The following is a 26,496-nucleotide window of genomic DNA, read 5'->3' on the forward strand; positions in this document are numbered from 1 at the left end:
CAACAGCGTCCATTCGTTGAACAAGGAGCGACCGACGTTCTCGTTCAGCGTGATGGCGCATTCTCGGGGCCGCGAAAACAACAAAAAAGGGCGGCTCGAAGCCGCCCTTTCCACTTAAACTTGAGGCTTTAACGCCGTTACTCGCCGGCGGCCTGCTTGGCCTTTTCGGCTTCGCGTTCGGCCTTGAGCTTCTCGGTGATGTCTTCGCCGGTCTCCTGGTCCACGACCTTCATGGAGAGACGGACCTTGCCGCGCTCGTCCATGCCGAGGAACTTGACCTTCACCTTGTCGCCTTCCTTGACCACATCGGTGACCTTGCCGACGCGGTTCTTGGCGAGCTCGGAGATGTGAACGAGGCCGTCGCGCGAACCGAAGAAGTTCACGAAGGCGCCGAATTCCATCACCTTGACGACGGTGCCTTCATAGATCGTGTTGATCTCGGGCTCGGCGACGATGGAGCGGATCCAGTTATAGGCCGCCTTGATCGACTTGCCGTCGGCAGAGGCGATCTTGATGAGGCCGTCGTCGTTGATGTCGATCTTGGCGCCGGTCTTTTCCACGATCTCGCGGATGACCTTGCCGCCCGAACCGATGACTTCGCGGATCTTGTCGACCGGGATCTGCATGGTCTCGATGCGCGGAGCGTGCTCGCCGAGTTCGGCGCGCGGCGCGGTGAGCGCCTTGTTCATCTCGCCCAGGATGTGGGCGCGGCCGTCCTTCGCCTGGTCGAGGGCGATCTTCATGATCTCCTCGGTGATGCCGGCGATCTTGATGTCCATCTGGAGCGAGGTGATGCCCTGATCCGTGCCGGCCACCTTGAAGTCCATATCGCCGAGGTGATCCTCGTCGCCGAGAATGTCGGACAGGACCGCGAAGCGCTCACCCTCGAGGATGAGGCCCATGGCGATGCCCGCCACCGGACGGCGAAGCGGAACGCCCGCATCCATCAGCGCCAGCGAGCCGCCGCAGACGGACGCCATCGAGGACGAGCCGTTCGACTCGGTGATCTCCGACACGACGCGGATCGTGTAGGGGAACTCGTGGCTCGGGGGCAGCATCGGGTGGATGGCGCGCCAGGCGAGCTTGCCGTGGCCGATTTCGCGGCGGCCGGGCGAGCCCATGCGGCCCGTCTCACCAACGGAGTAGGGCGGGAAGTTGTAGTGCAGCAGGAAGGTTTCCTTGCGGGTACCTTCGAGTTGGTCGATGTACTGCTCGTCCTCGCCGGTGCCCAGCGTGGCGACCACGAGAGCCTGCGTCTCACCGCGGGTGAACACAGCCGAGCCGTGGGTGCGGGGCAGAACGCCGACTTCGGAGACGATCGAGCGCACGGTCTTGAGATCGCGGCCGTCGATGCGGGTGCCGGTGTCGAGAATGTTCCAGCGCACGACCTTGGCCTGCGCGTCCTTGAACACGGCCTTGACCTTCTCGGCCTCGAACTTGGCTTCACCTTCAGCCGGGCAGAGCGCCTCGAACACCTTCGCCTTCACGGCGTCGACGGCACTGTAGCGGTCCTGCTTCTTGGTGAGCTTGTAGGCTTCGCGCAGATCCTTCTCGGCGATGTCGAGAACGGCCTTCTCCACGTCGGAGACGTCGGCCGGCTTATAGTCGCGCGGCTCCTTGGCGGCCTTCTCGGCGAGGCGGATGATGGCTTCGATCACCGGCTGGAAGTGCTTGTGGCCGAACATCACGGCGCCGAGCATCACGTCTTCGCCCAGTTCCTTGGCCTCGGATTCGACCATCAGCACCGCGTCGGCCGTACCGGCGACGACGAGGTCGAGGGAGGTCTCTTCCATTTCCTGGAGCGACGGGTTCAGCTTGTACTGACCGCCGATATAGCCAACGCGGGCAGCACCCACCGGGCCCATGAAGGGCACGCCGGAAAGGGTCAGGGCGGCGGAGGCCGCGACCAGGCCGACGATGTCCGGATCGTTTTCGAGATCGTGCGAGAGCACGGTCACGACGACCTGGGTGTCGTTCTTGTAGCCTTCAAGGAAGAGCGGGCGAATCGGACGGTCGATGAGGCGGGAAACCAGGGTCTCCTTCTCGGTCGGACGGCCTTCGCGCTTGAAATAGCCGCCCGGAATGCGACCGGCGGCGTAGGTGCGCTCCTGGTAGTTCACCGTGAGCGGGAAGAAATCGATGCCTGCCTTCGGCTCCTTGGCGGACACGACGGTGGCGAGCACGGTGGTCTCGCCATAGGTGGCGATGACGGCGCCGTCGGCCTGACGGGCCATCTTGCCCGTCTCGAGCGTGAGCTTGCGCCCGCCCCAGATCAGTTCTTCGCGTTGAATATCGAACATGTGGTTTTGTCTTTCATGACAGGGCGGGGGCTCGATGCCATGAGCAAGACGGCAAGACGCTCCGCAGTGGGCGAAAGCGCCCTGCCTGTCGAAGCCTCTTGCGATCCTGCCATGGCCATCGCGTCATCCGCATCCTTTTGAGAACGCCGGGATCTCTCTCGTCGGCGTCGGAGCTGAATCTGCTTGGACCGTGTCCTTGAGCACCAGCTCCATGCTTTGTTTCAGCATGATCTTCTCGGAAAACCGGATTCCACTATTCGGACTGGTGGTTCCGGATCATGCTCTGGAGGCCGTCCGGGGCCCGAGCCCCGGACGGAAGTTTCGGAGAAGTTAGCGGCGGATGCCGAGCTTCTCGATAATGGCCTTGTAGCGGCTCTCTTCTTTCCTCTTCACGTAGTCGAGGAGCGAGCGGCGCTGCGAGACGAGCTTCAGAAGACCACGACGGGAATGGTTGTCCTTCGTGTGGGTCTTGAAGTGGCCGGTGAGGTTGTTGATCCGCTCGGTCAGAATGGCGATCTGCACTTCCGGAGAACCGGTGTCGCCAGGCTTCTGAGCAAATTCCTTCACAAGCGCGTTCTTGCGCTCAGCCGTAATCGACATCGCATATCCTTTCGGTTCGGGTTTGTTAAAAAAGACCTTGCCCTTTTGAAGAGCGAAAAGGTCCGGTTCGTCGGGGAAGGCCGGGCCGGGATGTCGTCCAGCGCGGTCTGATCGTCCGACGAAATCTCGCAAGCAACGCCTGCGGGAAGTGGGCGCACCATACACGAAAACGGCGCAAGCGCCAGAGATTTCGTTTTTCCCGAAGCGGGGCAAGAGGATGGGGTTCCTTGACCCCACCCCGTCATTCCGGGGCGAGCGAAGCGTGATGCTTGAACCCATAGCCACTAGCGGTTCAGGTGCCGCCGCGGAAAATCCGGCACCGTTGGCGTTCATCGGTTCCGGGCTCCGCTACGCGGCCCCGGAATGACGGCGCTTCCTGTCCACCTTACGCCCCGAGATTGAACACCCGGTGCGGCACAAGCTCCCCCTTTTCCACATCGCCGACAGCGACGAGAACGCCGTTGCAGGTGGCGTAGATCTTGCCGGAGATCGGGGCGTCGCGGCCGCGCAGGATGATCGACTGGCCCCGCATCAGGCGCGCGGCCATGTCGCGGCTGACCGCGATCGCGGGAATTTCGCTCAACGCGGTTTCCACCGGGCGCAGAGCGGCCGGATCGGTGGCGAGATCGTCGACGACCACCGCGTCGGCTTCCGTGAACGGGCCGACCCGGGTGCGCCGGAGCGCCGCGATATGGCCGAGGCAACCCAGCGCGCGGCCGAGGTCGCGAGCGATCGCGCGCACATAGGTGCCCTTGCCGCAATCGGCTTCGAGCACGGAGCGGTTGCCCTCGTGGTGCACCAGCGCGAGCCGATCGATTTCGACGGTGCGGGCCTGTAATTCCACCACCTCGCCGTCGCGGGCGAGGTCGTAGGCGCGCTCGCCCTGGATCTTGATGGCGGAAAAGCGCGGCGGCACCTGCTGCACCTGGCCGATGAAGCGCGGCAGCAGGGCTTCGATCTCGGCGGCGGCCGGAATCTTGTCCGTCCGCTCGACCACCTCGCCCTCGGAATCGTCGGTGTTGGTCTCCGCGCCCCAGGCGACGGTGAAGACGTAGGATTTACGACCGTCCATGATGAAGGGCACGGTCTTGGTCGCCTCGCCGAGCGCGATCGGCAGAATGCCGGAGGCCAGCGGATCGAGCGTGCCCGCGTGACCGGCCTTCTTGGCCGAGAGCCCGCGCTTGACCACCGCGACCGCATGGGTCGAGGTCATGCCCACGCCCTTGTCGAGGATGATCCATCCATTGACGTCGCGCTTCTTCGGCCGGTCGCCCTGGGGCCGGCGTTGCGGTCGTTCTTCCGTCATCAAATTACTCGTCGTTATCGTCGTCGGGCGCGGGCTTGGCGGTGTCGCGCTGGACCTTTTCCGTGCGGAGCAGCGCATCGATGCGCGCGGCCTCGTCGAAGCTTTCATCGCGGCGGAAACGCAGATCGGGCGCGAATTTCAGGTTCACCCGGCGCGCGACTTCCTGGCGCAGCACCTTCTTGTGCTTGTCGAGCGCCTTGATCACGGCGTCCTCGTCCTTGCCGCCGAGCGGCATGACATACGCCGTCGCGAGCTTGAGATCCGGCGACATGCGCACTTCCGGAATCGTGATGACGTGCTTTGTGAGCACGTCGTCCTGCACGTCGCCGCGCGAGAGAACCTCGGCGAGCGCATGGCGCACGAGCTCGGCCACGCGCTGCTGGCGCTGCGAGGGGCCGGTATTTTGTTCGAAACGTTTAGCCATTTTTTCACCCCCGGGATTGGACCGGAAACAGGTTCGTCATTCCCGGGCGTGCGAAACACGAGCCCGGAAGCCATGGACACCGCCTTCGGCGTTCCATGAACGCAGGGGCGATGCCTTTGGAGCGATGTGGGTATGCTTGTGGGCCTCACCCAGAGGAGCCGCGTCAGCGGCGTCTCGAAGGTGGCTCCATCGCGCTCTGGAAATGCCCTCGTCCTTCGAGACGGTGCTTTCGCACCTCCTCAGGATGAGGGCTTCCGGAGTGTTCGAAGCGGGGCTTCAGAGTCGTATGATCATTTCAGAAAACCGGATTCCGCTTTTCTGAATCATACTCAGAGCGTCCGCTTCACCTCTTCCACGCGATAGCACTCGATCAGGTCGCCCTGGCGCATGTCCTGGTAGTTCTCGAAGGACATACCGCATTCCTGGCCCGCCGTGACCTCGCGCGCATCGTCCTTGAAGCGCTTGAGCTGGCTCAAGCGGCCTTCGTGGATGACCACGTTGTCGCGGATGAGGCGGACATGAGCGCCACGCTGAACCACGCCGTCGAGGACGCGGCAGCCTGCGATCTTGCCGACCTTGGACACGTTGAACACTTCCAGGATCTGCGCTTCGCCGAGCCGCTCTTCCCGCAGCGTCGGAGCGAGAAGGCCCGACATCGCTGCTTTCACGTCATCCACGAGATCGTAGATGATGTTGTAGTAGCGGATTTCGATGCCCGCACGCTCGGCCGCCTCGCGGGCTTCCTTGTGGGCGCGCACGTTGAAGCCGAGCACGATGGCGCCGGAGGCTTCGGCCAGAGTGATGTCCGATTCCGAGATGCCGCCGACACCCGACTGAATGATGCGGGCCGAAACCTCGTCGTTGCCGACCTTTTCCAGCGCGCCGACGATGGCTTCCGCCGAACCTTGCACGTCCGCGCGGACCACGAGCGGGAATTCCTTGCGGCCGGCTCCGGCCTTCAGGTCGCGCATCATGTCGGCGAGGGTGCGGCCGGCCGAACCCATGCGGGCCGCCTGACGCTCGCGCTTCTGGCGGGTGCGGTATTCGGTGACCTCGCGGGCGCGGGCCTCCGATTCCACCACCGCAACGCGGTCGCCCGCTTCCGGCGTGCCGTTGAAGCCCAGAACCTCGACCGGAACGGAGGGACCAGCCTCCTTCACATTGGCGCCGAGATCGTTGATGAGCGCACGCACGCGGCCCCATTCGGCGCCGGCGACGACGATGTCGCCGGTGCGCAGCGTGCCGCGCTGGACCAGCACCGTGGCGACCGGACCGCGACCGCGATCGAGCTTCGCCTCGATGACCGTACCTTCCGCCGAGCGTTCCGGATTGGCCTTGAGATCAAGGATTTCGGATTGCAGCGTGAGGCCTTCGAGCAGGGTCTCGAGACCCTGGCCGGTCTTGGCGGACACCTCGAATTCGAGGGTTTCGCCGCCCAGAGACTCCACCACGATCGAGTGCTGCAGCAATTCGGTGCGCACGCGGTCCGGTTTGGCGTCGGGCTTGTCGACCTTGTTGATCGCCACGATCAGCGGCACGCCGGCCGCCTGCGCGTGGGTGATCGCCTCGATCGTCTGCGGCATGACGCCGTCATCGGCGGCCACGACCAGCACGACGATATCCGTCACCTTCGCGCCGCGGGCGCGCATGGCGGTGAAGGCCGCGTGACCCGGCGTGTCGATGAAGGTGATCTTGCCGCCGAGCGGCGAGGTTACCTGATAGGCGCCGATATGCTGCGTGATGCCGCCGGCTTCGCCGGAGACCACGTTGGTCTTGCGAATGGCGTCGAGCAGCGAGGTCTTGCCGTGGTCGACGTGACCCATGATGGTCACGACCGGCGGGCGAGAGGTAAGGTTTTCGCCCACGTCCACCGTGTCGAACAGACCTTCTTCCACGTCCGACTCGGCCACGCGCTTCACCGTATGACCGAGTTCTTCGGCCACAAGCTGAGCGGTGTCGGCATCGATCACGTCTGTGATCTTGTGCATCTGCCCCTGCTTCATGAGCAGCTTGATCACGTCCACGCCGCGCTCCGACATGCGGTTGGCGAGTTCCTGAATCGTGATTGTCTCGGGGATGATGACTTCGCGGGCGATCTTTTCCTTCTGCTCGACCTGCCGATGACCGGTCAGGCGTTGCGTGCGGCGGCGGAACGAGGCGACCGAACGGGTGCGTTCGTCCTCGCCGGAGGTTGCAGTGGACAGCGTCAGGCGGCCACGGCGCTTCTCCTCGCCGGGAGCGGCCTTGGGCGTCTTGGGAAGCGCGGCGGGCTTCGCCGCCACGCCGGGGCGCCGGATCGTGCGGCTCCCCTCCTCGTCGTCCACGACCACGGCGCGGGTCGCGACGGGCGGTGCGGTGCGGGTATTCGGCTTCGCCGTAGACGGATCGGGCACAACGGGCGCCGCAGGACGGGCCATGTGGTTGAGGCTTGGCGGACGACCGCCGGTCGTGCCACCGCCGCTGCGCGGGCCACCGAAACCACCACCGGGGCGCGGACCTGCGCCGCCCGGACGGGGTCCGGAGCGATCGCCGAAACGCTCGCCGCCAGGCCGGTCGCCGCTGGGACGTGGGCGATCGCCAAAGCTGCGCTCGCCACCGGGCCGGTCACCGCTCGGACGGGGGCGGTCACCAAAGCTGCGCTCGCCCGAGCGATCCGAGGGACCTCTCTCGGGGCGTGCGCCTTGCGGTGCACCCGTGCTGGGACGGGGGGCGGGCGCCGGAGCGGCCTCTTCGCCGAGACGGCGGCGGGCCTGCTCCGCGGCAACACGCTTGTGTTCTTCTTCCTGCCGGCGGCGCTCGTCATCCTCGCGCTTGCGGGCCTCTGCGGCGGCACGCTCCACGGCTTCGGCCGCGTCACGCTCGGCGCGACGCTTGGCCTCTTCCTCCTGGTGCTTGCGATCCTCTTCCTCGCGGCGGCGGGCATCCATCAGCGCGCTGGCGCGGGCATCGCGCTCCTGGTCGGAGAGCGTGCGCAGCACAACGCCTGAACGGGGCGCGTTCGACGAGGATCCGCCCGACCGCTGCGGCCGACCCTGCTGGGCCACTTTCGGCGCGGCAGTTACCGGAGCCGGCGCCTGCGGCGGCGCGGCTTTCTGTTCGGGCGCTCCGCCCGCTCCGACAGGGCGACGCTTCACCGTCTCGACCACGACCGCCTTCGAGCGGCCATGGGAGAAGCTTTGGCGCACCACGCCCTGTTCGACGGGGCGCTTCAATGAAAGCGTCTTGGGCGACACATGCAGAGTCTTGTCGCCCGGGTTTTTCGTATCGGTCATTCCGCCTCAATATCCTGCGGTTTCAAATTCGTCGGTTCGCCGGTCTCGGTTTCGAGGCCAGCCTGATCGGCGTCGGTGCCGCAATAGGAGCGGTAACGATGCCAGCGGTTTAGAAAGCCGTCGCTCCCAGCGCCCGCGACGAGGGCAGCATGTATCACATGTGACCGGCCTAATGCCAAACCCAATTCGTCATTTGACAAATCTAGGATGACCGGAACGCTTGATATTGCCTCGCCGAGGCGTTTACGCAACTGATTCGCGATCTTTCGCCGCCCATCTTCGGCCGCTTCTGCGGCATGAATAAGGGCGGCGAGAGGTTTTTCAAGGATAGCCGACTCGACTTTTCCAAAACCGGTCACGACCGCGCCAGCCTTATTGGCCATGGCCAGGCTCTGGCGCAGGTCGTCCCGGAGCACTTGCTCGATGTCGGCCGCGAGCGTCCCCGAAACCTTGACCTCGGCCTTGAAGGCGCGGGCGAACAGGCGGCGCTTGACCGCCTCTTCCACCAGGTCGGAGCGGGCCGTGACCCAGACACCCCGGCCCGGAAGCTTGTGTTTCAGGTCGAAGACGACCTGATGATCAGGCGAGAGGACGAACCGGATCAGCCCCGCCGACGGCTGAGCCGTGCGGGTAACGATGCAGGTGCGCTCCGGTTCATGCCGCGGCACGGGTTCTGTCCTCGCTGGCATCGAACCCGAAAGTGGAAGCCACTTTCGGGATCATTCGATGCTTTCTTCTCAATGAGCGCATCGCTCGCGCGGAAAACCGGATCCACTTTTCCGCACGATGCGCTGACCATGACCGTTTAGGAAGCGTCGGCTTCGGCCGTGGTCTCGGCATCATCCGCCGATTCCTCGGTTTCCACCGGTGCCTCGATCCAGCCCGCCTTCACGCGGGCGGCCATGATCATGCCCTCCGCGTCAGTGCGGGAGACGTCGAAGCCGTCGAGAGCACCCTTGTAGCGGACCGCCTCCGGACCCCGGCCTTCCGTCCAGCCGGCGAGATCGTCGGTGGCGCAGCCGGCCAGATCCTCGATCGACTTGATGTCGTTTTCGCCGAAGGCCACCAGCATGGCCGAGGTGACGCCGTCGATCTCCTTCAGCTCGTCGGCGACGCCGAGTTCCGTGCGGCGGGCCTCGTTCTCGGCCTCGATACGGGCCAGGTATTCCCGGGCGCGTTCCTGAATTTCACTCGCCGTGTCCTCGTCGAAGCCTTCGATCGTAGCCACTTCGGCGGAATCGACGTAGGCGATTTCATCGACCGAGCGGAAGCCTTCCGAAGCCAGCAGCTGACCGACGACCTCGTCCACGTCGAGAGCATTCATGAACAATTCGGTGCGCTCGGCGAATTCCTTCTGACGGCGCTCGGATTCCTCGGCCTCGGTCAGGATGTCGATGTCCCAGCCGGTGAGCTGCGAGGCAAGCCGCACGTTCTGGCCGCGACGGCCGATGGCGAGCGAGAGCTGATCGTCGGGAACCACCACCTCGATGCGGTCGGCATCCTCGTCGAGCACCACCTTGACCACTTCCGCGGGCTGGAGCGCGTTGACGATGAACGTCGCCTGGTCCTGCGACCACGGAATGATGTCGATCTTCTCGCCCTGCAATTCGCCGACGACGGCCTGGACGCGCGAACCGCGCATACCGACGCAGGCGCCGACCGGATCGATGGACGAGTCGCGCGAAATCACCGCGATCTTGGCGCGGGAACCCGGATCGCGGGCCACCGCCTGGATCGAGACGATGCCGTCGTAGATTTCCGGCACTTCCTGGGCAAAGAGCTTCGCCATGAACTGCGGATGCGTGCGCGACAGGAAGATCTGCGGCCCACGGGCCTCGCGGCGCACGTCGAAGAGATAGGCGCGGATGCGGTCGCCGGGGCGGAAGGTTTCGCGCGGGATCAATTCATCGCGGCGGATGATTGCCTCGCCACGGCCGAGATCGGCGATCACGTTGCCGTATTCGACGCGCTTGACGACGCCGTTCACGACTTCGCCGATGCGGTCCTTGTATTCCTGATACTGACGGTCGCGCTCGGCGTCGCGCACCTTCTGCACGATCACCTGCTTGGCCGACTGGGCCGCGATGCGGCCGAAATCGAACGGGGGCAGGGTCTCGGAGATGGCGTCGCCGACCTGGGCCGCCGGGTTGCGCTTGCGCGCCTCGGACAGGGCGATTTCGCGCGAATCGTTTTCAAGCGCGGCGTCGTCCACCACCAGGAGATGCCGCGACAGGCGCAACTCGCCGGTCTTCGGGTTGATCTCCGCATGGATGTCCGTCTCGGCGCCGTAGCGGGAGCGCGCTGCCTTGGCGATGGCGTCGGCCATTGCATCGAGCACGATCTGCTTGTCGATCACCTTCTCACGCGCGACCGCATCCGCGATCTGCAAGAGTTCCAGCCTGTTGGCGCTAATAGCCATCGAGGTCGCTCCTTACTTGGATGTCTTGGTTTGTGGGTCGCCCGGTTCAGGCGCGGTCTCCACATCCGTTTCGTCGTCAAGGTCATCCGTGGTCGGCGCCGTGCCCCGGCGCAGCGACTCGCGGATCAATTCATCGGTCAGAACCAGATGGGCCTCGCCGATATCGGTCAAGGTGAGGCGCACGATCCGCTCCTCGCCCTCTTTCACGTCCGGCAATTCGACGGCGGCCGTCTCGCCCTCCACGCCGCGGAGAAAACCCCGGTAGCGTTTGCGGCCCGCGACCGGCACGGCCATCTCGATCTTGGTGTCGTATCCGGTCCAGCGCTCGAAATCGCTGGCGCGTACGAGCGGTCGGTCGATCCCAGGCGAGGAAATTTCGAGGTAATACGCCGTGGAAATCGGATCCTCGAGGTCCAGAACCGGCGAAATCGCCCGGCTCACGGTCTCGCAATCGCTTACCGACATGGTGCCGTCCGGCCGCTCGGCCATGATCTGCACCGTGCAACCGTTGGTGCCCGTAACCTTCACGCGCACCAGATTGAAGCCGAGATCCTCGATCACAGGCTCTACAATCGCCGCCACCCGGGCGGCCACGCCGTTTTCCGTAATGAGACGCTTGTCGCGTGCGTTCGTCATGGCTCTCCGCAAGCTCTGGCGTTCGAGCAATAAAAAAGAGCGGACCCGGCGGGGCCCACTCTGACAAGCAGCTAACACTGCAACCAGAACTGACCTGACGGATATATCGCTCTCTACTCCGGAATGCAAGGACTGGAGTTGCGCCGGTTTATCCATCCCCGGCGGCCCGCACGGGCCAGGAATGACACCTGAGGGGGTTAAACCCGCACGAAGGTCAAATAGGACGGCACGCGACCTTCCCGCTGGGCCTTGGCCTCGTAGCGAGTGCCGGGCCAGCCTTCATAGGGTTTGCGCCAATCGTCCGGGCGCTCGGCCGTCCAGCGGAAATCGGAGGAGCGCAGCACGCGGGCCAGCACCCAGCCGATGTAATCGTCGATGTCGCTGGCAAAGCGCAGTTCCGCGCCCGGGCGCAGGACCCGCGCGAGCATCGTCAGCGTCTCGTCGGAAACCAGGCGGCGCTTGCGTTGGCGGCGCTTCGGCCAAGGGTCGGGATAGAGGATATAGACCCGGTCGAGGCAGGAATCGGGCAGGGTCGGCAAGAGATCCGTGACGTCGTCGTCCCAGACCCGGATATTGTCGAGCCCGTCCTCGTCGATGACGGCGAGAAGTTTCGCCATGCCGTTCACGAAGGGCTCGCAGCCGATGAAATTGATGTCGCGGTGGGCGCGGGCCTGGGCGGCGAGATGCTCGCCGCCGCCGAAGCCGATTTCGAGCCAGGTTTTCCGCGCGTCGCCGTTCGAAAACAGGCTCGCCGGGGCAACACCCGGCGTCACGCGGATGGCAGGCAACAGATTCTGGACGAGGTCATCCTGTCCGGCGCGAAGCTTCTTTCCCTTCCGGCGCCCGAAAAAGGCGCCGGTCCGTTCCAAGGCTTCGCTCATCGAGGTTTAGCTCAGCGCGGTTTTGAGGGTGCCGGCGAGGTCCGTCCGCTCCCATGAGAAGCCGCCATCGGCATCCGGCTTGCGGCCGAAATGGCCATAGGCCGAGGTGCGGGCGTAGATCGGCTTGTTGAGGCCGAGATGAGTGCGAATGCCGCGCGGCGACAGGTCCACCGCTTCCATCAGAACGGCCTCGAGCTTCGCCTCGTCGACGTTGCCGGTTCCGTGCAGGTCCACATAGATCGAAAGCGGCTTGGCCACGCCGATGGCGTAGGAGAGCTGGAGCGTGCAGCGATCGGCGAGGCCGGCAGCCACCACGTTCTTGGCAAGATAGCGCGCTGCGTAAGCCGCCGAGCGGTCGACCTTGGTCGGATCCTTGCCGGAGAACGCGCCGCCGCCATGCGGGGCCGCGCCGCCGTAAGTATCGACGATGATCTTGCGGCCGGTGAGGCCGCAATCGCCATCGGGGCCGCCGATCACGAACTTGCCGGTCGGGTTCACGTGCCAGATCGTTTCCGGAGAAACCCAGCCTGCGGGCAGGGTCTTGCGGATATAGGGCTCGACGATTGCGCGCACTTCTTCGGAAGACAGGTTCTCGTCGAGATGCTGGGTCGAGAGCACGATCTGCGTTACGCCGACGGGCTTGCCGTTCTCGTAACGGACGGTGACCTGGCTCTTGGCGTCCGGGCCGAGAACTGCGGCGCCGTTCGCCTTGGCCTTGCGGGCCTGGGTCAGGTCTTCGAGGATCTTGTGGGCGTAGAAGATCGGCGCCGGCATGAGCTCCGGCGTTTCGTTGCAGGCGTAACCGAACATGATGCCCTGGTCGCCAGCGCCTTCGTCCTTGTTGCCGGCGGCGTCCACGCCCTGCGCGATATGCGCGGATTGGGCGTGCAGATAAACGTCGACCTCGGCCTTCTTCCAGTGGAAGCCTTCCTGCTCGTAGCCGATGTCCTTGATGGCATCGCGGGCGAGCTCAATGACCCGATCCTTGGTGATCGATTCGGGACCGCGCACTTCACCCGCGATGACGACGCGATTGGTGGTGGCCAGCGTTTCGCAGGCCACGCGCGCTTCCGGCTCCGCCGCCAGATAAGCGTCGACGACCGCGTCCGAGATCCGGTCGCAGACTTTGTCAGGATGTCCCTCGGAGACGGACTCGCTCGTGAAAAGATAGCTTGAACGGCGCACGACACAGTTCCCTTAAATCTGGCACGGCAAACGGGCCCGCTTCGGCAGGCATTCAGTCTTGCTCATGCCGCAGGCCGATAGAAAGGTCAAGCGGACACGTTCTTTTTGACGAACGTTACTGGTCGTCCTGGGAGGCCAGGGCGGACACAAGCTGGACAATACTCTTACGGACCTTGGGATTCTTGATGTTCGTGAAGGTCCGAATGAGCTGAAGCCCCTCCGGCGTCGACATGACTTCCGAGATATAGGGAGGCGCTTCTTCTTCTGCGAATCCGGCGTCTGCCTTGATGCTTTTGATGCCGTTGAAGAAAAAGGGGATGTCGACGCCAAGGATCTTGGCAATGTCGACAAGGCGTCCGACGCTGATGCGATTGGTGCCTTTTTCATATTTCTGGACCTGCTGGAAGGTCAGGCCAAGCATATCGCCAAGTTTTTCTTGGCTCATGCCGACTGAAATACGGCGCATACGCACCCTGCTACCGATTTCCTTATCGATCGAGCCGGTCGACTTCTTCATTGGCTCACGATTCCTTGTCAGATCTGCCCCAAAGGAATGTCTCTTTTTTTCTATATAGGAGACAATCGCCGCCTTTGGCGTGCGATGGAGGCCATTAAGCAGATCACTAGCGTGGCCGTCAAAACAAACCTTCCGTATCGGCCGGAAACAGTTGCGGAAATTGCGACGGGCAAGGACGCGTCGAGCACGCCTTCCGCGCCGAGGGACAAGCTTGCGACCACGCGGCCATACGGATCGACGACGGCAGAAATTCCCGTATTCGCGGCCCGAACCAAGGGAAGTCCTTCTTCCACGGCCCGCAAACGGGCCTGCGCGAAGTGCTGATAAGGCCCCGGCGTCTGGCCGAACCACGCGTCGTTGGTCACGTTGAGGATCATGTCGGGGCGCGGCCCGTCGGGGAGAATCTCACCCGGAAAGATCGCCTCGTAGCAGATTGTCGCAGCCACCGCGGGCAGACCGGGAACGGCCAGCGTGGCGCGGCTCTCGCTCGGCTCGAAGCCGCCGGGGATATGCACGAACTGGCGCAGGCCCACGGCCCGAATCGCCGCGTCGAGGAATTTCGGCACATATTCGCCGAACGGGACGAGATGCACCTTGTCGTAGGAGCTGAGGATCGTGCCCTGTCCGTCGATGACCTGGATCGCATTGAAGAACTTGCCGACGGCCTCCCCGGGCAATGGCTGATCCATGCGGGCAGCACCCGTGATCAGGATCGCGTCGCGCCCCACGAGGGCCCCGATCTGGGCGAGCGAGGCCGGATCGCGATGGAGAAGGAAGGGGAACGCTGATTCAGGCCAGATGATGTGGGTCGGCGGATGGCCGTCATGTTGGGCGCTGCTGATGGTGAGATACCGCCGCATGATCGCCTGGCGATTGTCGGGGTTGAACTTGGCGTCCTGCGGCAGGTTGGGCTGCATGAGGCGCAGGCGTACATTCTCCACCTGGGCCACGGGCTCGCCCGGAACCCGCAAGGCCCCGAAAGCCGCCATGGCGGCGAGCGCGATGAGAGCGAGCGCGGGCGCGGTCCAACGCTCCGGGCGGGTGCGGCCGGTGCCGAGGAGGGCGGGGGCGGACGCGATGCCGACGGAAAGAAAGGTCAGGCCGTACAGGCCGACGAGCGAGGCGGTCTGCATCAGCCAGATATTCTGGCCGAGCGCCATGCCTGGGTTGTTCCAGGGAAAGCCGGTGAAAAGGTTTCCGCGCAGCCACTCGCTGATGGTCAGGCAGGCCGCGAAGGTCACGATCCGCCAGGCATCCGGGGTCCAGAGGGCGCGGGCGAGAGCAAACCCGAAGGCGGGAAAGAAGGCGAGAAGCGCCGGCAGGCCGAAGACCCCGAAGGGGAGGGCCCAGGCGAATTGATCCGCCTCCACGAGAAAGGCTGCGCCGAGCCACCAGAGTCCGGCCACGAAATAGCCGAAACCCCAGAGCCAGCCGAGGATTGCTGCCGATTTCAGGCCCGCCGCCAGGGAGGGGCTTTTGCGCGTGCCGTCGAGCAGCCAGATGGCCGGGGTCAGGGAGACGGCGAGTGCGGGCACAACGCCGAAGGGCGGCATCGCCACGGCCCCAACCGCGCCGGCGAAGATGGCCACCAGCGCGCGGCGCCATCCCCGCGCGAGAACGACGCGGTCAGCAAGCGAGATCATCCGGCGACAGCGCTTTCGGGGGATGAGGTTGATTCCGCCTCTGCCGCGGGCGCGGCGTCGCGGCGATGGATGCGCAGGCGCTTCACTCGGCGGGGATCGGCGTCGAGCACCTCGAATTCCAGATTCCCGGGCCCGAGAATCAGCTCGTTGCGGGAGGGAACGCGTCCGGCGAGCGTGACGATGAAGCCGCCGATGGTGTCGATATCCTCGGCGCTGTCCTCGTCGGTCAGGTCGATTCCGAGGCTCTCCTTGATCTCGTCGAGGCTGGCGCGGGCGTCGGCGGTGAAGGTGCCGTCCGGGTTCGGCACGATCATGATTTCGGTGGCGTCGTCGTGCTCGTCCTCGATGTCGCCGACCACCATCTCGACCAGGTCCTCGATGGAGACCAGACCGTCCGTGCCACCATATTCGTCGATGACGAGGGCCATGTGGGTGCGGGTCGCCTGCATGCGCACCAGAAGGTCGATGGCGGGCATGGACCGGGGTACGAAGAGGACAGGCCGCAGAATGTTGGCGGAGGCGAGCGTCTGGGACAGATCGATCTGGCCGAGGCTCGGCGGCGGGGTGTCGTCACTGGCGCCCGATTCCGATGCACCGGCATCGGCCCGCATGGCGATGAAATCCAGGAAGTCCCTGATATGGACCATACCCTTGGGGTCGTCGAGGGTGTCGCCGTAGACCGGCAGGCGCGAGTGACCGGCGGAGCGGAAGAGATTGAGCAGATCGCCCAGCGTCGTATCGATGGCCACCGCCACGATGTCGGCCCGGGGCACCATGACATCGTCGACCCGGATGCGGTGGAAGCTCAGCACGTTCTTCAGCATCGCCCGTTCCTTGGGCGAGAAGTCCGGGTCCTCGACGGTTTCCGAGAGAGCGTCTTCGAGATCCTCGCGAATGGAATCGCGGGTCTTCAGGCCAAGGCGGATCAGGAGCCGGTCATACCAGTGATCGCGCAAGCCTTCAGGGTCCGGAGAGGTCCGAACCGAGGTGTCGTTACGACTTCGATCTTCGTTCATTGCTTTTGAGTTTCAGCCTCGGAGCATTCCCTGCAGGGAACCGCTCCTGAAGGTCCTATCTTGCCGCATTTTCTTTTCGCAAAACCGGAATCCACTTTTGCGTAAAATGCTCCAAACGTCTGCCGTTCATGCTGCCATATCGCGATAGGGATCGGCGATGCCAAGGGTGGCGAGCGCCTTCACCTCGAGAGCTTCCATGATTTCCGCCTCCGCCTCGACCTCGTGGTCGTAGCCGAGAAGATGCAGGACCCCATGGACGATCAAATGGGCGAAATGGTGCGACAGGTCCTTGGACTCATCCTCGGATTCCCGCACCAACGTCTCATAAGCTAATGCAATATCGCCCAAATGGCGAGGGCCTGTCGCGCCGGGCTGTTCCGGGGCCGGGAAGGAGAGGACGTTCGTCGGCTTGTCCTTGCCCCGCCAGGTCCGGTTCAGCTCGCGAATCGCGGCGTCGTCGGTCAGGAGAACGCTGATCTCGAAATCCTCGTCGGCCTCGTCCGCGACGGCTGCCGCAGCCTCAGCGGCGCGCTGGGCTAAAGCTTCCACGTCGTCGAGGCGGGCCCAATCGCCCCCCTCAATCATGATGTCGAGTTCGATCACGTCCTTCGGTCCTGTTGCGACGGCTCCTGCCGGCCGGCTGCGTCATAGGCCGTCACAATGCGGCGCACCAGATCGTGGCGCACCACGTCCTGTTCCTTGAAGGTGACGCGAGCGATGCCCTCGACTCCGTCGAGAATCCGCACGGCCTCGATCAGCCCGGATTTCTGGCCCGGAGGCAGGTCGATCTGGGTCGGGTCGCCGTTGATGATCATGCGCGACCCTTCGCCGAGACGGGTCAGAAACATTTTCATCTGCATCGATGTGGTGTTCTGCGCCTCGTCGAGCAGCACGACCGCGTTGGTAAGGGTCCGCCCGCGCATGAAGGCGAGCGGCGCGATTTCGATCATGCCGGTCTGAAGGCCCCGGTCCACGTGCCGCGCCTCCATGAAATCATAGAGGGCGTCGTAGATCGGCCGCAGATAGGGATCGACCTTTTCGCGCATGTCGCCGGGCAGGAAGCCGAGCCGTTCGCCGGCTTCGACGGCGGGGCGCGAGAGAATCAGGCGATCCGCCTGTCCCTGCTCCAGAAGCGAGACGGCATAGCCGACCGCAAGCCAGGTCTTGCCGGTGCCGGCGGGACCTTCCGCGAAGACCAGCTCGTGCTGCTTGAGCGCCTTGATATAAGCGTTCTGCGCCGCGTTGCGGGCGCGCACCGGGCCGCGTTTGCGGGTCGCGATCTGGTCGAAGGCGGTCAGGCCCGGAATGGCGGCCTCGGCGGTGGGAAAGAGACTGCCCTGCAGGTTGCTTTCCTGAATCGCCCCATCCACGTCGCCGGGAGCCAGCGTCACGCCCTGGCGGGCGCGCTCATAGAGCCCCTCCAGCACCCTGCGGGCGAGTTCGGATGCTTCCGGCGTACCCTTGACGGTCACCCGGTTGCCGTTGGCGATGGCGGTGACGCTCAAGCGTCGCTCGAGATGGGCGAGGTTCTGATCGTATTGCCCGAAAACAAGGCTGGCGAGGCGATTGTCGTCGAAGGTGAGGATGATCTCGGCCTCTTCCTCGACGCCTGGATGTAAGCTTGCGGGGCTCCGGCCCTTTTGCGCTCGTGCGGTCACGTTGTCCGCTGGCCTCAAATGCCTCTCCTCATGTTGTTTAGGCGGCGACTTTGTCACCGGTCCCGATCAACTCCGCGAACAGGCTGTTGGAGCCTGCCCTGACGATTCGCACCGTCACGATCTCGCCGATCTGGTGCGCATCGCTCTCGAACTGCACCGGTTGCAGATAGGGCGACTTGCCTGCGATCTGGCCCGGGTGACGGCCCGGCTTCTCCAAGAGAACGTCCAGAGTCTGACCGACGGTTCCGTGATTGAAAGCCTGTCTTTGGGTTTCCAACAGGTTTTGCAACCGTGCCAGACGCATCGACTTCACCTCTTCGGACACTTGCGTCGCGAGCTCGGCCGCGGGGGTGCCGGGGCGCGGGCTGTATTTGAACGTGAACGACATCGCGAAGCCCACATCGGCCACCAGCCGCATGGTCTCCTCGAATTCCGCGTCCGTCTCGCCGGGAAAACCGACGATGAAATCGGAGGAGAGGGCGAGATCGGGCTGTCTTTTGCGGATCCGCTCGATCAGCCGGCGATATTCGTCGCTCGTATGCTTACGGTTCATGGCGTCGAGAATCCGGTCGGAGCCGGATTGCACGGGCAAGTGCAGGTAAGGCATGAGCGCGGGCAGATCGCCATGGGCCAAGATGAGCTCATCATCCATGTCACGCGGATGACTGGTCATGTAGCGCAACCGCGCGATCCCCGGTACCTCCGCGAGACGCCGCAGCAGGCGTCCCAGCGTCCACGAAGACCCGTCGGGGCCTTCGCCATGATAGGCGTTGACGTTCTGGCCGATGAGGGTCAACTCGCGCACGCCCGCATCCGCCAGCCGCATCGCCTCGTCGAGAATCCTGGCGACCGGGCGGGAGACTTCCGCGCCGCGGGTATAGGGCACCACGCAGAAGGTGCAGAACTTGTCGCAACCTTCCTGGATGGTCAGGAAGGCGGTCACGCCCCGGCTCTGAATCCGGCTTTTCTGCAACGCGGGCAGGTGATCGAACTTGTCCTCGATCGGGAATTCGGTGTCGACGAGGCGTTCCGCTTTCGAGCGCTTCAACAGGTCGGGCAGGTGGTGATAGTTCTGCGGGCCGACGACCACGTCCACGGCGGTTTGCCGGCGCAGGATTTCCTTGCCCTCGGCCTGGGCGACACAGCCCGCGACCACGATTTTGGTCTCGCGGCCTTGCGCCTCGCGCTCCTCCTTCAATTCGCGCACACGACCGAGTTCGGAATAGACCTTGTCGGCGGCCTTCTCGCGGATGTGGCAGGTGTTGAGGATGACGAGATCCGCCTCCTCCATTGCCTTGGTTTCGCTGTACCCTTCTGTCGCGAGAAGGTCCGTCATGCGCTCGGCATCATAGACGTTCATCTGGCAACCGTAGGATTTGACGAAGACTTTTTTCACGCTGAACGAGCCTGTTGCTTGAAATACCCGTGGCGGGCGAAGAATGAGCGTTGTTTACGCCTTTTGCGGCCTCAAGAGAATAGCTGGCCTGTCGCGGCATTGCACGGCGACCCCGATGGGGGCGCCGCATTCCTGCCAAGATGCACCGAAATAAGGATTTTCTTCCGGACCGGCACCACGAGGAGCCCGTGGAACGAAAAAAGCCCGGTTCCTTTCGAAAACCTCCGATGCGGCGGTACGGGGCCTTCCGGTCTCGCTGGTTCTTCATCTCTTGGCGGCGTCGGCCTTTCTTGTTCCATTCAGCTTGAAGCGGTCCCCCGCGCCGCTCGATGAGAGCGTCCTCGTTGAAATCTGGACGCCCGAGCAATGGGACGAGTTTCTCGCCCCCGAAAGGCCTCAGGGTGCGGACGAGCGACCACCGCAATCCGAGCCTGGGATCGCAACGGCCCTCCGGAGCGGCGCGGATCCTGTTTTCTCGACGCCTGAGCCGCCTCCCGTCGAGCCGAAATCCCAGAATCCGGGAACGATCCGCGCAACGAAAATTCTATCCGGCGATGTCCTCTCCCATCCAGGGAGCCGAGCCATGAGGACGACGCTTCCGCTCCTCGAGGAAGAAACACGCATGGAGCAACTCTGCGGCCTTGAGGCCATTGCGCAGATCGTGGCCGCGTTCACGCAGTTTCAGCCCGACCGCGTCGTTGCTTACGCCATGGCGGATGTGAAAATCGGCAAGAACACGGTCCTGGCCGAGGGAGCCGCGTTTCGTAGCCACCAGCAATGGTACAATTTGAAATTCACCTGCCAGCTCAAGGCTGACCGACAAACGGTGCAGGCCTTCGAGTTCCTGGTCGGTGAAACGATTCCGAAAAAGCTTTGGGAGGCGCACAATCTTCCGGCGATCTATTAGAAGGCGCTGGAACGCGAGCGCCTCAGGATCGATAGCGCGCCATCGCTTCTGCCTCGATCTTCTTGATCCATGCGTCCTTACAATCACTGTAGGCGTGCGAGTCGTCGGGGTGAAGGCTTTGGCAACGCGCCTTCTCCTCATCGTAGGCGCGCGCAATCTCCGGTCGCTCGCGCAGATAATCGCGAAAGGCGAGATGGCGCTCGATTTCCGAGGATCCGTCCACATAGCAATGAAGCTGGACCAGCCTGCGCCCGGTATCGAGGTCGACCTTCGTGCAGTAGCGCCGCCCTGGCAATCCGTACTCGCCCCACCACTCGTAACCAAGAGCCTCGATCGCGCTCTTGCGCCTGTCCAGTTCCGACAAGTTCGTGACCACAGGCAGGAGATCCAAGATCGGTTTGGCGGATATGCCGGGAATGGCTGTCGAACCGACATGGTGGACGGTCAGCAAAGTCGATCCGAGAATGGCCGCGAGCGCGTCGCCTTCTGCTCCGGCGCGCTCGGACCAGCGAGGATCATGCGGGAACAACTCGACTTTGAAGGGCGGTGGCAATCTGATGACCTTCGTAATTGTCCTCATGCAGCAAGAGCTGGCGCGAAGATCGGAACGGGTGCAGAGCGGAAGTCGGCGGAGGCGACCCGAATGACATCGTTTCGGACGTTGGCGGACGTCCCCTATCCAGCCAACAATCCCAGGGCTTCATCGCTTGCCGGTTGACCGTACTTATCGGCCGGGGGCCATGGACGGGTCTTCCAGTGCGGTTCGAAAACGAAGCTCGACCTCGTCCGCCCCGGCAGCAGAGCGCCGTTCCCCGCTCCGAGAGCATAGTCGTAGTAGAGCTTCAGAATCTCTTCGCGCGATGTCTGCTGGGCCGCGGGATGCGCCAGACACGCCTGTCGCCAACGTCGAACCCTCTCGAATTCACCGTTCGCCGGCAGGTCGAAGCCCTCGTAATACTCAAGGAACCAGAAGCGCATGAAGATCGGCGTGAAAACCGCTTCGGCGAGCCCGAAATCCGAAAACAGAAAATCACCCTGGGGGCTGTGTTCGCGCAGGAAATCATCGATCTGTGAGAACGACCGCAGAAGTCTCTCCTGGTGAGAGTGGAGTGCATCGCGGTCCTGGTTCATGACGAACGCATAGCCTGCGGAGATTAAGGGCCCCTCCTTGGCGATGAGCATCCTTTCGACCGCATGTTGGAAGGGATCGGCGCGGCGCTGTTGAACGCCCGGGACCGTTTCGTCGAGATATTGCAGGATGACGAGACTTTCCTTCAGAATGCGTCCATCCGCGGTCTCCAGAACGGGAAGTGCCGTTGTCCCGCGCGTCTTTTGCAGCAATTCGGGATCTCTCGGCTTGGTAATGTCGACGACGCGGAATTCCACGGCATCGGGATGCCCCTTGAGATTCAGCAGAATTTCGATCCGCTGACAGAATGGGCACACCGGAATGTGGTAGACGATCGGCTTCGCTCGCATCGTTCTCTCCTGGGCAATCGGTCGAAAAATCCATTCAACCGCAAGGAGCGGACCTGTAAAGCGAAGGCGCCGGAATCCTTGAGAATGAATGTCGCTTAGGAAGTTTTGACCGCCTTGCGGATGGCCGCTTCGGCTTCCGCCGTCGCCTGCTTGCGGTTGCCGTTGAAGGGAACCGGCTCGCCCCAGGTCACCACCGCGTCGATGGGACCGTCGCGGAAGAACAAGCCGAGATGGGGCGCGAGTTCCATGTCGCCATACCAGGCGATGGCCGGGCGCTCGCGCCGGGTCACCGGCAGGCCGTTGCGGCGGGTGTAGGAAATGGCGAGCGGCTGGAGATAGACGCGCTCGATGCTGTCATCCATCAACGCCGTCTGGGCCGCACCGACGAGGGAGGAGCGGAAGGGCAGGAGCCGGTTGCCATCCCCCGTCGTGCCTTCCGCGAACAAGACCATCACCTCGCCCTTCACCAGACGATGGGCGAGCGCGTGGCGGACTTCCGCCGTCGCCTTCTTGCGCTGGCGGTCGATGAAGACCGAGCGTTGCAGCTTCGCGAACAGCCCGATGACGGGCCATGTCTCGACCTCCGACTTGGCGATGAAGGAGAGCGGATGAACCGAGCCGATGACCGGAATGTCGAGCCAGGAGACGTGATTGGCGAGAACCAGCGTCGCATCGTCCCCGGGCGGCGTGCCCTTTTCGACGACGCGCAGGCTGAAGAGGCGCAGAAAGATCCGGTGAAACCACATCGGCGCGACGTGCATGACCTGCCAGCCGAACCGCATCGCCACCATCTGGAGCGGGATCAGGAGGAGGCTGCAGAGGGCCAGGACGAAGAGTTTCAGTCCAACGCCGATCCGCCTCACGTGTCGTCCTTCGGAATCGGCACCGCGTAAAGCTCAAGCCGGTGATAGACGACCTTGTAGCCGAGCCGCCGGGCGATCTCTGTCTGCAGGGCCTCGATCTCGTCCGATTGGAACTCGATCACGGCGCCGGTTTCGAGATTGATCAGGTGGTCGTGGTGCTCGCGCGCCGCCTGCTCGTAGCGCGAGCGGCCGTCGCGGAAATCGAGCCGCTCGATGATGCCTTGCGTCTCCAGAAGCTTCACGGTCCGATAGACGGTCGAGAGCGAGATGCGCTCGTCCACCGCCGCCGCGCGGCGGTGCAGCTCCACCACGTCGGGGTGGTCGGCCGCGGCGTCGAGAATGCGCGCGATGACCCGGCGCTGGCCGGTCATGCGCAAGCCCTTCTCGCGGCAGGCGCGCTCGATGGCGTCCGACCGGCGCGGTCTGATCGATGTGGTGTTGCGTAAAGCCAAGGCTGACCCACTCCTTGCGGATGCTTATAGGGGACCAACGGGGCTGGGGCTATATACCCCGCTCATTCGGACTTTTCGCCCGGCCGTGAAGTCACAAGTCCAACGCCATCGTGACCGCCGCCACCCGCGTTCCGTCGGGCTTGAGATAATAGGCCGGGCGGCGCCCGATCTCCTTGAAGCCGAGGCGGCGATAGAGGGCGAGCGCCGGGGCATTGCCCTCCTCGACCTCGAGATGAACCTTGGCCACGCCCTTACGGGAGAGCCCCTCCAGGTGCTGCTTCAGGAGCGGACGGGCATGGCCGCGTCCGCGCGCCTCCTTTCGGATGGCGATGGTGAGGATCTCCGCTTCGTCGAGCACGATTCGCGACAGGGCAAAACCCACGGGCCGGGTCTCGCGTCCGAGAAACAGCCCATCGCCGATGACGCCGCGTTCGCCGAGCAGGCGCTCGAATTCAAGCGGGCTCCAGGCCCGCGCGAAAGCGGAGGCGTGGATCGCCGCGAGCTGAGCGGCAGTCTCGGTCCCGACCGCCTCGATGCGGGCGCTGGGGGGCCGGAAGATCCGGTCGAGGAAGCTCATCGGCGGGCGATTCGCGCTCCGTCCTGCGGCTTGGCGTCGGGATCGCGCAGGTAGAGCGGTTTCGGCAGGGCCTGGGCCGGATCGGCGATAGCGCCGAGGCGCGCGACCCAGGCGATGTCGGGCGCAAGGGTCGATTCGCCGATGATGGCCTCGATTCCCTGGGCGCGGGCCTCCGCGGCAAGCGCGGTCGCCGCCGATCCCGTGACCAGGAGCGGGCCGGAGCCGAGAAGGCGCAGGGCGTCGCGGTAGTTCATCAGGCCCGGCGGAATGATGGTGCGTCCGCCAAATGCGATGGCCTGGATATAGATGTGCCCGTGCTTGGCATCGATGGCGGCGGTGAACAGGCCACGCTGGTTGCCCGCCATGAGGGGAGCGAGAAAGGCCGAGAGCGTCGCGACCCCGATCACCGGGATTCCCAGCGCCAGTCCGATGCCGCGCGCGGCGGAGATGCCGACCCGAAGGCCGGTATAGCTGCCCGGTCCGACCGTCACCGCGACCCGGTCGAGGCTGTCGAACCCGCCCTCCACGTGCGAGGACAGCCGGTCGAGCAGCGGCAACAGGGCCTCCGCGTGGCCGCGCTCCATGGCGATGGATTCGCTGGCCAGCGGCTCAGCCTCACCCGCCTGGAAGATGCAGGCCGAGCAGGCGCCGAGGGCGGTATCGATGGCAAGGACGCGCAAACTTCGTCTCCGTCTGATCCTGTCTCTTTAGAACAAGATCCGGACCGGTGGGAACCGGTTTTGCAATGACATGCCCGCGCGGCCCTTCTCAGGCGATCGTGCAGAAATCCTCAAACGCCAGACGCGGCTGGCGGGGATGCAGCTTTTCCCGCAGTCCGTAGCCGAGATTGACGAGAAAGTTCGATTTGATCTTGCCGTCGGGAAAGAACGCCCCGTCCACACCCTCGCGATTGAAGCCCGACATCGGCCCGCAATCGAGCCCGAGCGCGCGCGCGGCGAGGATCAGATACCCGCCTTGAATGGACGAGTTGCGGAACGCGCCTTCCTCGATGGCGGCGGGCTTGCCGGCAAACCAGCTTCGCGCATCCGAATGCGGATTGAGGTAGGGGAGTTTTTCGTAGAATTCCGTGTCGTAGGCCACGATGGCGGTGGCGGGCGCGCTCATGGTCTGGCGCACATTGCCCTCATCCAGATGCGGCCGCAGCTTCTCCTTCGCCTCGGGCGAGACCACGAAGACGAAGCGGGCCGGCGTGGAATTGGCGCTGGTCGGCCCAAGCTTGGCGAGTTCGGCCACCGCGCGTAAGGACTCCGCGCTGACCGGCTTGTCCTGCCACCAGCGGAAGGTGCGGGCGTTGCGAAAGAGCTGATCGAGGGCGTCGTCGGACAGGGCGGACACGGAAGCCTCCAAGAAAAAAGCGCGGCCCAAAAGACCGCGCCGGTGATTCTAGAGCTTGATCATGTCACTTTGAAACCTGATCAAGCTCAAGATTTCTAATTTCCGCATGATCCGGGCGAACAACCGGTTTCCACTTGTTCTGATCATGCTCTCCCGTCCGGGGCGCTGCCTCAAACAGCCTGCACTTCGCGCACATCCGGCAGGAATTGGCGCAGCAGGTTCTGGATGCCGTTGCGCAACGTCGCCGTCGAGGACGGGCAGCCGGAGCAGGCGCCCTTCATGACGAGATAGACGATGCCGTCCTTGAAACCCCGGAAGGTGATGTCGCCGCCGTCGCCCGCGACCGCCGGGCGGATACGGGTTTCGAGCAGTTCCTTGATGGTGGCGACGGTCGAGGCATCCGCTTCGTCGAAGAACTCTTCGCCGTCCTCCTGGATCGCCGCGTCGGCGTTCGTGAAGAGGGGCGCGCCGGTCATGAAATGCTCCATGATCCCGCCGAGGATCGCGGGCTTCAGGTGCTGCCACTCGCCATCGGCCTTCGTGACGGTGATGAAATCGTAGCCGAAAAACACGCCGGTCACGCCCGGAATGGCGAACAGCCGTCCGGCCAGCGGCGAGACGCCTGCATTCTCGGCATTGCGCGCCTCAAAGGTACCCTCCGGCATCACGACGCGGCCGGGCAGGAACTTCAAGGTGGCGGGATTGGGGGTCGCTTCAGTCTGAATGAACATCGTTTTTTCCTCAGCGCCGGTTCAAGGCCGGCGAGTGGGTCAGAAAGATCGTCTTGGAATTGTTCTAACAGGTTCCGGAGCCAATGTGGATCGGACTTTGAGGGATTCCAAGAGCGGGGCAACTTCAGTGGGGCAACTTCCCTCCTCCCTTGCGCGGAGGGATTGAGGGTGGGGGCGGTTCGACCGGGCGGTGATTCCTGATGGTGTCATTCCGGGGCCGCGAAAGCGGGGCCCGGAACCCGTAACCGCCAACGGCGCGGGATCGCCCGCAGCGACATCCGTTGCGTCTTTTACTAAACCGCCGGTGTTTATGGGTTCCGGGCTCGCCTGCGGCGCCCCGGAATGACGGCGAAGGCTCCCGTTCACCCCGCCAACGCGTCGATTTCTTCGTCGCTCAGGGAGCCGGGCACGATGACGATCGGGACCGGGAAGGTGGAGGAGGCTTTTCCGGCGAGCGTCGAGACCAGGGGGCCGGGGCCGTCCTTGCTCGTTCCCGCCGCCAGCACGAGGAAGGAGATGTCCTCGTCCTCATTGATGAGCGTGGTGATCGCCTCGGCGCGGTTGCCCACGCGAATCACTTGTTCAGGCTCCACGCCCGCAGCGTTGCGGGCTTCGCGGGCCGCCGCATCGAGGCTTTTTTTTGCCGCGACGCTGGCTTCTTCCACCATGGCTTCGCCGACGCCGATCCACTCGAAATTGTCGGGCGGGTCGACGATGGCGAGCATGATCATGCTCGCGCCTGTCCGCGCCGCGCGCCGCGAGGCGAAATGGATGGCGCGGGCACATTCCGGCGTCTTGTCGATCACCACCAGGAACTTGGGCCGGTGGCCGGTCTCATACGATCGGCGCTTGCCGCTCACAGCACGGTCTCCTGCATC

26 protein-coding genes are annotated in these 26,496 nt (G+C 64.1%); 1 reads left to right on the forward strand and 25 read right to left on the reverse strand.

The window, feature by feature from the left end; translation table 11 throughout:
- Positions 1 to 137 precede the first annotated feature (137 nt).
- From pnp to miaB, 16 genes are all read right to left on the reverse strand, one after another.
- Positions 138 to 2,300, reverse strand: coding sequence for a polyribonucleotide nucleotidyltransferase (gene pnp / locus I2H38_RS07005; protein ID WP_196271097.1), 2,163 nt, complete (start codon positions 2,298 to 2,300; stop codon positions 138 to 140).
- Positions 2,301 to 2,630: 330 nt separating this feature from the next.
- Positions 2,631 to 2,900, reverse strand: a complete 270-nt coding sequence (gene rpsO / locus I2H38_RS07010; RefSeq protein WP_196271098.1) for a 30S ribosomal protein S15 — start codon at positions 2,898 to 2,900, stop codon at positions 2,631 to 2,633.
- A 385-nt stretch (positions 2,901 to 3,285) separates the two neighbouring features.
- A complete protein-coding gene (gene truB / locus I2H38_RS07015) occupies positions 3,286 to 4,206 on the reverse strand; it encodes a tRNA pseudouridine(55) synthase TruB (protein WP_196271099.1) in 921 nt (306 codons plus the stop codon).
- A gap of 4 nt (positions 4,207 to 4,210) precedes the next feature.
- Complete coding sequence (gene rbfA / locus I2H38_RS07020; RefSeq protein WP_196271100.1) at positions 4,211 to 4,630, reverse strand: 30S ribosome-binding factor RbfA; 420 nt, start codon at positions 4,628 to 4,630, stop codon at positions 4,211 to 4,213.
- Between the two features lie 329 nt (positions 4,631 to 4,959).
- Entirely contained in the window at positions 4,960 to 7,902 is a 2,943-nt protein-coding gene (gene infB, locus I2H38_RS07025) for a translation initiation factor IF-2 (RefSeq protein ID WP_196271101.1), read from the reverse strand.
- Positions 7,899 to 8,570, reverse strand: coding sequence for an RNA-binding protein (locus I2H38_RS07030; RefSeq protein WP_324617359.1), 672 nt, complete (start codon positions 8,568 to 8,570; stop codon positions 7,899 to 7,901). The genes infB and I2H38_RS07030 overlap by 4 nt, the downstream gene beginning before the upstream one ends.
- Before the next feature lie 137 nt (positions 8,571 to 8,707).
- Positions 8,708 to 10,321, reverse strand: coding sequence for a transcription termination factor NusA (gene nusA, locus I2H38_RS07035; protein ID WP_196271103.1), 1,614 nt, complete (start codon positions 10,319 to 10,321; stop codon positions 8,708 to 8,710).
- Positions 10,322 to 10,333: 12 nt separating this feature from the next.
- Complete coding sequence (gene rimP, locus I2H38_RS07040) at positions 10,334 to 10,957, reverse strand: ribosome maturation factor RimP (protein WP_196271104.1); 624 nt, start codon at positions 10,955 to 10,957, stop codon at positions 10,334 to 10,336.
- A gap of 197 nt (positions 10,958 to 11,154) precedes the next feature.
- A complete protein-coding gene (trmB, locus tag I2H38_RS07045; protein WP_196271105.1) occupies positions 11,155 to 11,838 on the reverse strand; it encodes a tRNA (guanine(46)-N(7))-methyltransferase TrmB in 684 nt (227 codons plus the stop codon).
- Between the two features lie 6 nt (positions 11,839 to 11,844).
- On the reverse strand, positions 11,845 to 13,023 hold the full coding sequence (gene metK / locus I2H38_RS07050; RefSeq protein ID WP_196271106.1) for a methionine adenosyltransferase: 1,179 nt from the start codon (positions 13,021 to 13,023) through the stop codon (positions 11,845 to 11,847).
- 115 nt (positions 13,024 to 13,138) lie between these two features.
- Positions 13,139 to 13,540 (reverse strand): helix-turn-helix domain-containing protein, encoded by a 402-nt coding sequence (locus I2H38_RS07055; protein WP_196271107.1) that lies wholly within the window; start codon positions 13,538 to 13,540, stop codon positions 13,139 to 13,141.
- 50 nt (positions 13,541 to 13,590) lie between these two features.
- The gene (gene lnt / locus I2H38_RS07060) at positions 13,591 to 15,183 is read right to left on the reverse strand and encodes an apolipoprotein N-acyltransferase (protein ID WP_196271108.1); all 1,593 of its coding nucleotides are present in this window, start codon (positions 15,181 to 15,183) and stop codon (positions 13,591 to 13,593) included.
- Positions 15,180 to 16,199, reverse strand: a complete 1,020-nt coding sequence (locus I2H38_RS07065; RefSeq protein WP_196271109.1) for a hemolysin family protein — start codon at positions 16,197 to 16,199, stop codon at positions 15,180 to 15,182. Before I2H38_RS07065 ends, lnt begins: the two co-directional genes overlap by 4 nt.
- A gap of 126 nt (positions 16,200 to 16,325) precedes the next feature.
- Positions 16,326 to 16,784: an rRNA maturation RNase YbeY gene (gene ybeY / locus I2H38_RS07070; protein ID WP_196271345.1), complete on the reverse strand. Its 459-nt coding sequence runs from the start codon at positions 16,782 to 16,784 to the stop codon at positions 16,326 to 16,328.
- A 14-nt stretch (positions 16,785 to 16,798) separates the two neighbouring features.
- Complete coding sequence (locus I2H38_RS07075) at positions 16,799 to 17,875, reverse strand: PhoH family protein (protein ID WP_196271110.1); 1,077 nt, start codon at positions 17,873 to 17,875, stop codon at positions 16,799 to 16,801.
- Positions 17,876 to 17,894: 19 nt separating this feature from the next.
- On the reverse strand, positions 17,895 to 19,253 hold the full coding sequence (gene miaB / locus I2H38_RS07080; protein ID WP_196271111.1) for a tRNA (N6-isopentenyl adenosine(37)-C2)-methylthiotransferase MiaB: 1,359 nt from the start codon (positions 19,251 to 19,253) through the stop codon (positions 17,895 to 17,897).
- Between the two features lie 583 nt (positions 19,254 to 19,836).
- On the opposite strand from miaB, the gene I2H38_RS07085 reads away from it, so the two are divergent.
- The gene (locus tag I2H38_RS07085) at positions 19,837 to 20,160 is read left to right on the forward strand and encodes a DUF930 domain-containing protein (protein WP_196271112.1); all 324 of its coding nucleotides are present in this window, start codon (positions 19,837 to 19,839) and stop codon (positions 20,158 to 20,160) included.
- A 22-nt stretch (positions 20,161 to 20,182) separates the two neighbouring features.
- Here the strand turns inward: I2H38_RS07085 and I2H38_RS07090 are convergent, their stop codons facing one another.
- The 9 genes from I2H38_RS07090 to I2H38_RS07130 all read right to left on the reverse strand — a co-directional run bounded on the left by I2H38_RS07090 (position 20,183) and on the right by I2H38_RS07130 (position 26,478).
- The gene (locus tag I2H38_RS07090; RefSeq protein WP_229426575.1) at positions 20,183 to 20,740 is read right to left on the reverse strand and encodes a GrpB family protein; all 558 of its coding nucleotides are present in this window, start codon (positions 20,738 to 20,740) and stop codon (positions 20,183 to 20,185) included.
- A gap of 95 nt (positions 20,741 to 20,835) precedes the next feature.
- Positions 20,836 to 21,639, reverse strand: coding sequence for a glutathione S-transferase family protein (locus I2H38_RS07095; protein WP_196271113.1), 804 nt, complete (start codon positions 21,637 to 21,639; stop codon positions 20,836 to 20,838).
- Between the two features lie 95 nt (positions 21,640 to 21,734).
- Positions 21,735 to 22,502, reverse strand: a complete 768-nt coding sequence (locus I2H38_RS07100) for a lysophospholipid acyltransferase family protein (RefSeq protein WP_196271114.1) — start codon at positions 22,500 to 22,502, stop codon at positions 21,735 to 21,737.
- Positions 22,499 to 22,930 (reverse strand): Fur family transcriptional regulator, encoded by a 432-nt coding sequence (locus I2H38_RS07105; RefSeq protein ID WP_407664045.1) that lies wholly within the window; start codon positions 22,928 to 22,930, stop codon positions 22,499 to 22,501. Before I2H38_RS07105 ends, I2H38_RS07100 begins: the two co-directional genes overlap by 4 nt.
- Positions 22,931 to 23,045: 115 nt before the next feature.
- Positions 23,046 to 23,531: a GNAT family N-acetyltransferase gene (locus I2H38_RS07110; RefSeq protein WP_196271115.1), complete on the reverse strand. Its 486-nt coding sequence runs from the start codon at positions 23,529 to 23,531 to the stop codon at positions 23,046 to 23,048.
- Positions 23,528 to 24,211, reverse strand: a complete 684-nt coding sequence (tsaB, locus tag I2H38_RS07115) for a tRNA (adenosine(37)-N6)-threonylcarbamoyltransferase complex dimerization subunit type 1 TsaB (protein ID WP_196271116.1) — start codon at positions 24,209 to 24,211, stop codon at positions 23,528 to 23,530. The genes I2H38_RS07110 and tsaB overlap by 4 nt, the downstream gene beginning before the upstream one ends.
- An 88-nt stretch (positions 24,212 to 24,299) precedes the next feature.
- Positions 24,300 to 24,887 (reverse strand): malonic semialdehyde reductase, encoded by a 588-nt coding sequence (locus tag I2H38_RS07120; protein WP_196271117.1) that lies wholly within the window; start codon positions 24,885 to 24,887, stop codon positions 24,300 to 24,302.
- Between the two features lie 170 nt (positions 24,888 to 25,057).
- Complete coding sequence (locus tag I2H38_RS07125) at positions 25,058 to 25,618, reverse strand: NifU family protein (RefSeq protein ID WP_196271118.1); 561 nt, start codon at positions 25,616 to 25,618, stop codon at positions 25,058 to 25,060.
- Positions 25,619 to 25,980: 362 nt separating this feature from the next.
- Entirely contained in the window at positions 25,981 to 26,478 is a 498-nt protein-coding gene (locus tag I2H38_RS07130; RefSeq protein ID WP_196271119.1) for a universal stress protein, read from the reverse strand.
- Positions 26,479 to 26,496 lie beyond the last annotated feature (18 nt).

The sequence above is a fragment of the Microvirga alba genome (genome assembly GCF_015694465.1).
In the GTDB taxonomy this organism is placed as follows: Bacteria; Pseudomonadota; Alphaproteobacteria; order Rhizobiales; family Beijerinckiaceae; genus Microvirga; species Microvirga alba.